This window comes from Clostridium sp. (assembly GCF_021443865.1).
Lineage (GTDB): Bacteria > Bacillota > Clostridia > Clostridiales > Clostridiaceae > Clostridium.
In genome coordinates, this window is the sequence record NZ_JABUTB010000088.1 from 1 (window position 1) to 8,301 (window position 8,301).

Here is an 8,301-nt window from a genome sequence, read left to right on the forward strand (position 1 = left end):
GACGAAGCTGTGGACCAGCCATTTTCTGAAGGCTCTCACTCATGGACTTCATACCATACATCAACAAAGCCAATGAACCGATGAGCTTGAAGAGGGTCCAAACTGTAATTTGATTATCCATACCTATTCTTTTATCTTCTTCTAATAACGTAATAAGCTCTCCAAATATTTTTGAAATATTACCTCTATTAATTTCATCAATTATTAGAACAAACTTCTTTGAATCCTTAAAAGACTTTTCTTTATTAATAAAGTCATTTACCTTAAACTTTTTATCAATATATTCCTCTTCCTTCAATGAACATATTGCCGCTTTTTCTGCCAAAATATTAATATTCCAAGGCACTGAAATTTCTTCTATTTTCTTCAATAACTCTTTATTTTTACATATTCCATAACCTATTCTTATACCTGGTATAGCAAATAATTTAGTCATTGATTTTATGATAAAAACATTACTAAATTCATTTATTAAATTAATTACTGAATACTCTTCTACTTCTCTTATAAAATCTAAAAAAGATTCATCAATTACAACAATTGTATTAGTAAGGCTTGCTTTCTTAATTGTATTTATAAGTACATCCTTACTTGTTAAAGTTCCTGTAGGATTATTAGGATTACAAATAAAAACCATATCTATATCATCATTTATATAATTATTTATTTCTTCATCAATAATCCAATTTTTATCCTCTTGCAAATAAAAATCCTTAATTTCACTACCAACACTTAAAACTGCTTCTTCATATTCACCAAAGGTAGGAGCAGGTATTAATACTTTTTTAGGTTTTATGGCTCTAACTAGATTAAATATAACTTCTGCTGCTCCATTGCCTAAAACTATATCTTTATTTTCTACTCCTTCGAATTTACTTATAGCTGATTTTAACTGAAAATAAGTAATATCTGGATATCTTTCAACTTCATTTAAAGATTTTATTATAACTTCTTTTACATTTTCATTAATACCTAAAGGATTTATATTAGCTGAAAAATCAATAAGCCTATCTTTATCTAAATTAAAGCTTCTAGATAGTTCATCTATATTTCCACCATGTACAACTTTACTCATATTAAAATCCTCCAATTAAAGTTAGTAGCATAGAAATTAAATAACTCATAGTGGCAACTAAATATAATATTTTATTAGTATTATAAACATCCTTAAAATCTATAATGTTAATTTCTTCACCTATAGTTGGCTTTTCCACTAATTTCCCAAAATAATAATTAGCTCCTCCTAGTTTTAAGCCTAAGGCTCCAGCTACTGCTGCTTCTGGATGTGCACTATTTGGACTACTATGATTATTTTTATCTCTAGAATAAATTTTATAGGAATTTTTATAGTCTAACTTTAATATAAATACTGCTATAATTATTAAGTATCCTGTAATCCTAGCTGGTATATAATTAAATATATCATCTAACTTAGCTGGGAAAAAACCAAAATCTCTATACTTATCATTTTTATATCCAAACATAGAATCCATAGTGTTAACAGCTTTATAAACAAATGCAAAAGGCGCACCAAATAATCCTGCATATAATATTGGGGCCACTACACCATCTGACATATTTTCTGCTATTGTTTCCACTACTGCTCTTAATATTCCTTCTTTATCTAGTGAAGCAGTATCTCTTCCAACTATATAAGATAATTGTTTTCTTGCAGCTTCTATATCATCCTTTAACAATAATTTTATAACCTTTAAGCCCTCTACCTTTAAAGCCTTAGCTGAAATTGTAAAATAAATCATTATTCCACTAATAATAATCCCTAAAATATAACTTATATTAAAAGTAATCTTTAAAATAATAGCACTTATTATGTAAACTATAACTACAGAAAAAATCCAAGTTAATAAACCTGCTATTTTCAAATAATTCTTTAGTATTTTTCTAAAAACTTTTTCTAAAGTACTACACAAATTCCCTATAAACCTAATTGGATGATATGGATTTTGGGGATCTCCTATTAGTAAATCTAATATAAATCCTATAGTTAATTCCTTCATATTCTTCTTCCTAACCTTTATATCTTCTTTAATTCATTAATTTTTGTAATTTTAAATGTATTTTCATAAAACTCTATTGTAATTATATATCCTTCTCCAAAACTAGGTTGCCAACTATAAAAATTTTTACTATTATCATAAAACTCTTCTAATATTGTTCCTATGGTTCCTCCATGGGAAACTAATAAGGCTGAATTGATATTTGCTTTATTTAAATTATTAATAAAGGTTAGAAATTCATCTCTTATTCTTTTTTTATAGTTAATCTTACTTTCCCCATTAGGACAAGATATTTCTCCTAATTCATCTGTTATCCAGTCTATATATTCTTTGTTTTCTTTTAAGTCCTCATAGGATTTCATTTCAAAATCTCCAAAGTCATACTCAAAGAAACCTTTTAATTCTATAAAGTCATGATTTTCATAAAGAATTTCAAAGGTTTCGTTTGCTCTCTTAGCTCCACTAGTATAGTATTTATGGCAATTTGGATAATTAATACTTTCCTTTAATGCTTTTAATTCTTCTCTTCCATTATCACTTAAAGGTAAATCTGTTTTACCACAATATAATCTTTTTTCATTGGCAATGGTTTTTCCATGCCTTATTAATGACACTTCAATCTTCTTCATTTTTAATCACCGTTGCTATTCCACAAAAAACTCTATAAACCATTTTAGAATTCTTGCTTATGTATTGAAGACACTTCCCTGTATTTTCTCTCCAAAGCCTATCTTCCTTTTTTAAAGGAACTATTCCCTGGGAAATATCATCACAAATTATAATTTTATCTTTAAAAAGTTCTTTGTTATTAACCATATATTCAGTTGCATCAATACCTTTTAAAGAAAGCTTATATATAAATTTATGAAATTCATTAATTATATCCTTAGATAAATCAATATCCAAGTTATTTAATTCATCATTTATTGTATAAATCCTATCATCATGAATATTAAACTTTTCTTTTGCGAAATTTAACTTTCCATTATAGGCTCCTCCGAAAATTAAGATCAAAGTTATCACTCCTAACTAAATAATTGCTAATATTAATATTCCTATTACCTCACTTAATACTAACCCATACCCAGCAATATCTCCTGACATTCCTCCAAGTTCCTTAATGCTTTTCTTAACAGATAAAATAGCTACAGCTATCATTCCTAAAGGTACTGAAATAAACTTTAATCCTAAGAATATAAATATAAAGGATGCTATTATTAAAAACACATATAAAATTAATATATCAGTTTTCCCAGTTCCTTTTTTAAAATAAGAACCTAGAGAGCTTTCCTTCATAGATTCTTTCCTTAGTAACATAAGTCCCATTAAGCTTCTTGATATAATAGGTATAATAATAATTCCAATTATATTAGATTTATTCTCTACTAAGGTGTATATTGCTGCAAAGTTAATTATAAATAATATTCCAAGGGAATTAACTGAAAATGCTCCTGTATTAGGGTCTTTAAGAATTCTTACTTTTTCCTCCCTATCCCTTCTAGACAATAATGCATCACTTACATCCATAAATCCATCTAAATGTAACATTCCTGTTATAAGGAAAGGTGTTACCATTGTTATAGCTGATACTAAAATAATGGAAAGGTTAAAATAATCTGTAAGTCTAAATACTGCATAAATTATAATTCCAACAACTGCACCAACTAAAGGATATAGCTTAAGCATATGCCTAACTGCATCATCCTTCCATGCCTTATATGGTACTGGTAATATTGTAAACATACTTAAAGCCATTATAAAACCATTAATTAAATTCTTCATTTTAACATTCCTACCAATTCTCTACCTTTATGTATTATTTCATTATTGAAGCTACATTCAATAACAACATCTGAAAGTTTTGCTAAATCAATATTTAGCCTTCCTATTTCTTTTCTAAAGGTTTCTGTATAATTATCATAAACAATTCCATCACTAAATAAATAATCAGTAACTATAATTAAATTCTCTATTTTTTTACCTATAAGTTTTATATCATTAAATATCTTATCACTTATATTTGGGTAAAAATTATCTCCAGAAAACATCTCATTAGTAACTAAAGATGTAATACTATCTAATAAAATAGTATCTTTTTTATTTAGTTTATACACTATATCCTTTAAGTCTTTATTTTTTTCTATAGTTGTAAACCCAAATCCTTCCCTATCTAACAAATGTCTTTCTATTCTTATATTATCTTCTAAATCTGAAGCCTTCATAGTTGCAAGATAAAAAAGAGCTCCATATTTATTTTCTAATATCTTGGAATACCTTTGTCCAGCCATAGATTTTCCACTTTTAGATCCACCAACTAATAATATAATCATTTTTATTCAACCCTTTTTCTATTTATCAACAATATAGTTTTTCTTATCTTTAATCTTTTCCAAATAGCTTGGATCTATTTCTGCTTCAGTAAAGGTAGCCATATTATTCATCATTGCACAAGCATAATTAACTATTGAAAAAGCTATTGGACATCCACTACCTTCCCCTAGTCTCATATCTAAATTTAACATTGGCTCAAGTCCCATATTATTCATAGCAATACTATAGCCTATTTCTTTTGACATATGAGATGGAATTAAATAGTCTTTAACATTATCACATAATTTTGTTGCTACTAGTGCTGCTACTGCTGATATAAATCCATCTATTACAATAGGTACTTTATAATAGGCTGCTCCTAAATAAACTCCTACCATTCCAGCTATATCAAAACCTCCAACCTTTGCAATTACATCTATTGGATCTTTTCTATTTGGCTTATTTATTTCTATTGCTTTCTTAATTACCTTTTTCTTAATTATAAAAGCTTCATCAGTAAGACCTGCCCCCTTACCAACAACAGCTTCTAATTCACAATTAGTTAAAGAAGCTAAAACTGCACTACTTGTAGTGGTATTTCCAATGCCCATTTCTCCAATACCTAGGATGTCATATCCCTTTTCCTTAGCATCTTTTACTAAATCAATACCTATATAAATAGCCTTTAAAGCTTCTTCATAACTCATAGCAGGTCCTTTTGCTATATTATGTGTACATTTTCTAATCTTTTTATTAATTGCACCTGGAATTTCCCCTTCACAGTTAACTCCAATATCAACAACAATTAAATCTGTATTATTTTCCTTTGCTAAAACTGCAACACCAGTAAGTCCTTTGGAAAAATTAATAGTTTGCGCTAGTGTCACATATTGTGGAGATGCTGCAACACCTTCTTCCACTACTCCATTATCAGAAGCTAATATTATTATACCCTTTTTATCTATTCTATTTTTCACTTTACCAGTAATTCCAGCTAACTTAATAGCTAAAGCTTCTAATTTCCCTAAACTTCCTAAGGGCTTGGCTAAAGAATCTACTCGTTTTTTAGCCTCTTCTATTGATTTTTCATTTACCTTTTCTATACTATCAATAATAGCACTAACTTCATTTTTATATTCCATTAAAATCACCTAATTATATTCTTCTTTTTTTGTTATAATATATTAAATTTTAACTAAAAGTCAACAAAGCTAACTTTAAATATAAGCAAAAAATAGAGATAAAAACATAATGAAGGTGACATATTAATCTATAAATCACAATAACATTATATTTTTATCTCTCACATGTAAAGGAATAATTTATTTAAATTTAATTTTAAGCTTCTTTAATTATTAACATATACTTTTTATTATTTTAAATTCTGAGGTATTTGGCCATATATTTTTTTGACTATTTATTCTTAGTTTAATATTATTAACCTTAATATTATTTAGTCTAATTTCTAAACTCTCATTATTTATATTAACATCTTCACTTGATAGTATTAATCTTTCTTTGTCACCTGATAAATCTATAATTTCATAACTAATGGTATCATTAATAACAAAGGGATATATTAATTTATCAATTGAAATAAAGTTTGTAAATCTATATGTAAATTCCTTTGAATATGATATATTATCATTTTCTAAATCTCTGCCCTCTTTATTATCTGTAATAGTTTCACTATAATCTTTATATTTATAAGCTATTTTATCTAGCTTGTTAATACTTTCCTCAGAAAACTTAAAGACATCATTATAACCAAAAAAGCCTTCATATAATACTGTAGTTGAAAAAATATCCTTAATTTCAATACAATTCATATTTAGCCTCCCTTATTTTACATTTGGTCTAAATTTTATTATAATTCTAACATTTTATCTTATACCTATATTTTCCTACTAATAATTACCTTTTAAAAGTCCTTTATTAAGATATTATAGTCATAAAATCACAGGACTATAGTCACTTTAATGTTATTTTTATCTAGTTTTTTAATCGTTATTTTGTGTTCAAATCCAAAAAAGATATGCAGTAGCCTTTTGTAATTGTTATCAAAGCTCTAGTGTGATAAATTCTAATTATATTATCTTAAAGAGGTGTTTCTATGGCAAAAAAAAGAGTACTATACTTATCACTTATCATGGCATCTATATTAATTATTTCAACAACAGTTTTTATTACTATTAATAAAAATAATAACCATTATGAAAATAAGGAATTTTCTTGGGATAACTTAAGTTTATATTTTGTTATGACAGATAGATTTTATGATGGTGACAAAAGTAATAACAATTCCTATGACCGTCTTTCAATAGATGCAAAGGGTTCAACTGTTGGTACTTTTCATGGCGGAGACTTAAAAGGATTAACAAAAAAATTAAAAGAAAATTATTTTAATGATTTAGGAATTAATGCTATTTGGATAACTTCACCTGTTGAGCAAATCCATGGATTTGTTTCTGGAGATAACGCTGGCTCCTTTGCTCATTATGGATATCATGGCTATTATGCTTTAGATTGGACATCTATTGATAAAAATATGGGCACTATAGAAGATATGCGAGAGTTTGTTGATACTGCTCACTCTAAAGGTATTAGAGTAGTTTTAGATGTAGTTATTAATCATACAGGATATTCTAATCTAAAAGATATGTCAGACTACGACTTTAAGCCCTTAAAAAATCCTTCTATTGACATAGGAAATTGGCAGCCAAGTGAATCTGAAAATTATAATACCTACAATAAAACAATTGTAGATTATACTGGTTCTAAGGAAGAGTGGGCAAAATGGTGGGGAGCTGATTGGATAAGAGCTGGACTTCCTGGCTATACTCCTGGTGGAAATAATGATATTAATATGAATCTTTCTGGACTTCCAGATATTAAAACAGAATCAAAATATCCAGTATCTCTTCCACCAATTCTTGAAAGAAAGTGGGAAAAGGATAGAGCTGAAAATAATGAAGCTTGGATAATTCCTTCAGCAGTAAAATATAGAGCTGATTTAAATACAGACCCTTCAACATATATTATTAAATGGCTTGCTTCTTGGGTAGAGGAATTTGGAATAGATGGTTTTAGAGCTGATACAGCTAAACATATTGATATTTACAGATGGCAACAATTAAAAGATGAAAGTAATAAAGCCCTAAAAACTTGGAGAGAAAACAACCCAGATAAGCCTGGTGCAAACTGGTCAGATGACTTTTGGATGACAGGTGAAGTTTTTGGACAAGGCTTAGATAAAAATGAGTATTATGATAATGGTTTTGACTCAATAATTAATTTCGATTTTCCTAAGGGTAATACCTTAGAATCCCTTGAAGAAATATATTCTGAATATGCTAACAAAATAAATAATAATGATAAATTTAATGTTCTTAGCTACATTTCTTCCCATGATACTGGCCTAACAAGAGGTAATATGATTAATTTTGGAACTAAGCTAATTATGGCTCCAGGTGGAATTGAAATATACTATGGTGATGAATCAAACAGAAAAGCTTCTACTAATACTGTTACTACAGCTAAGGATCAACCTTCACGATCAGATATGAATTGGGACACAATGGATAAAGAAGTTTTATCTCATTGGCAAAAGCTTGGACAATTTAGATCAAATCATATTTCTATTGGAGCTGGTGAACATAAGATGCTTCAAAGTTCTCCTTATGCTTTTAGTAGAACTTATAATAAAAATAATATAAATGATAAGGTAGTTATAGCAACTGAAGCCTATGATAACTCTGAAATAGATGTTTCTTCAGTTTGGAATGATGATACTAAAATAAAAGATTTTTATACAGGTAAAAAATATACTGTTAAAAATGGAAATGTTAATATATCTCCTAATAAAAATGGAGTTATATTATTAGAAGAAGTAAACTAAATTTAATAATCTTAAATGAGAATGTTTAAAAATTTGTGTAAATAATAAATTTGATTTACGAATATAACTGGAAAT

Annotated in this window: 9 protein-coding genes; 1 reads left to right on the top strand and 8 read right to left on the bottom strand. The window is 27.6% G+C overall.

Annotated features, from left to right (window positions below; translation table 11 throughout):
* From HUJ77_RS12975 to HUJ77_RS13010, 8 genes are all read right to left on the bottom strand, one after another.
* Positions 1 to 1,075 (bottom strand): aminotransferase class I/II-fold pyridoxal phosphate-dependent enzyme (locus tag HUJ77_RS12975; RefSeq protein ID WP_291709277.1); only part of this gene is annotated, 1,075 nt, incomplete at its 3' end.
* Between the two features lies 1 nt (position 1,076).
* Positions 1,077 to 2,018, bottom strand: a complete 942-nt coding sequence (locus HUJ77_RS12980) for a cobalamin biosynthesis protein (protein WP_291709279.1) — start codon at positions 2,016 to 2,018, stop codon at positions 1,077 to 1,079.
* Positions 2,019 to 2,035: 17 nt separating this feature from the next.
* Positions 2,036 to 2,647, bottom strand: a complete 612-nt coding sequence (locus HUJ77_RS12985; protein ID WP_291709281.1) for a histidine phosphatase family protein — start codon at positions 2,645 to 2,647, stop codon at positions 2,036 to 2,038.
* Positions 2,634 to 3,032 (bottom strand): bifunctional adenosylcobinamide kinase/adenosylcobinamide-phosphate guanylyltransferase, encoded by a 399-nt coding sequence (locus HUJ77_RS12990; RefSeq protein ID WP_291709282.1) that lies wholly within the window; start codon positions 3,030 to 3,032, stop codon positions 2,634 to 2,636. Before HUJ77_RS12990 ends, HUJ77_RS12985 begins: the two co-directional genes overlap by 14 nt.
* 15 nt (positions 3,033 to 3,047) lie before the next feature.
* Complete coding sequence (locus HUJ77_RS12995; protein ID WP_291709284.1) at positions 3,048 to 3,800, bottom strand: adenosylcobinamide-GDP ribazoletransferase; 753 nt, start codon at positions 3,798 to 3,800, stop codon at positions 3,048 to 3,050.
* On the bottom strand, positions 3,797 to 4,348 hold the full coding sequence (locus HUJ77_RS13000) for a bifunctional adenosylcobinamide kinase/adenosylcobinamide-phosphate guanylyltransferase (protein WP_291709286.1): 552 nt from the start codon (positions 4,346 to 4,348) through the stop codon (positions 3,797 to 3,799). Before HUJ77_RS13000 ends, HUJ77_RS12995 begins: the two co-directional genes overlap by 4 nt.
* Before the next feature lie 18 nt (positions 4,349 to 4,366).
* Positions 4,367 to 5,470, bottom strand: coding sequence for a nicotinate-nucleotide--dimethylbenzimidazole phosphoribosyltransferase (cobT, locus tag HUJ77_RS13005; protein WP_291709288.1), 1,104 nt, complete (start codon positions 5,468 to 5,470; stop codon positions 4,367 to 4,369).
* 213 nt (positions 5,471 to 5,683) lie between these two features.
* The gene (locus tag HUJ77_RS13010; protein WP_291709290.1) at positions 5,684 to 6,157 is read right to left on the bottom strand and encodes a hypothetical protein; all 474 of its coding nucleotides are present in this window, start codon (positions 6,155 to 6,157) and stop codon (positions 5,684 to 5,686) included.
* Positions 6,158 to 6,441: 284 nt separating this feature from the next.
* On the opposite strand from HUJ77_RS13010, the gene HUJ77_RS13015 reads away from it, so the two are divergent.
* A complete protein-coding gene (locus tag HUJ77_RS13015) occupies positions 6,442 to 8,226 on the top strand; it encodes an alpha-amylase family glycosyl hydrolase (RefSeq protein ID WP_291709292.1) in 1,785 nt (594 codons plus the stop codon).
* Positions 8,227 to 8,301: the final 75 nt, after the last annotated feature.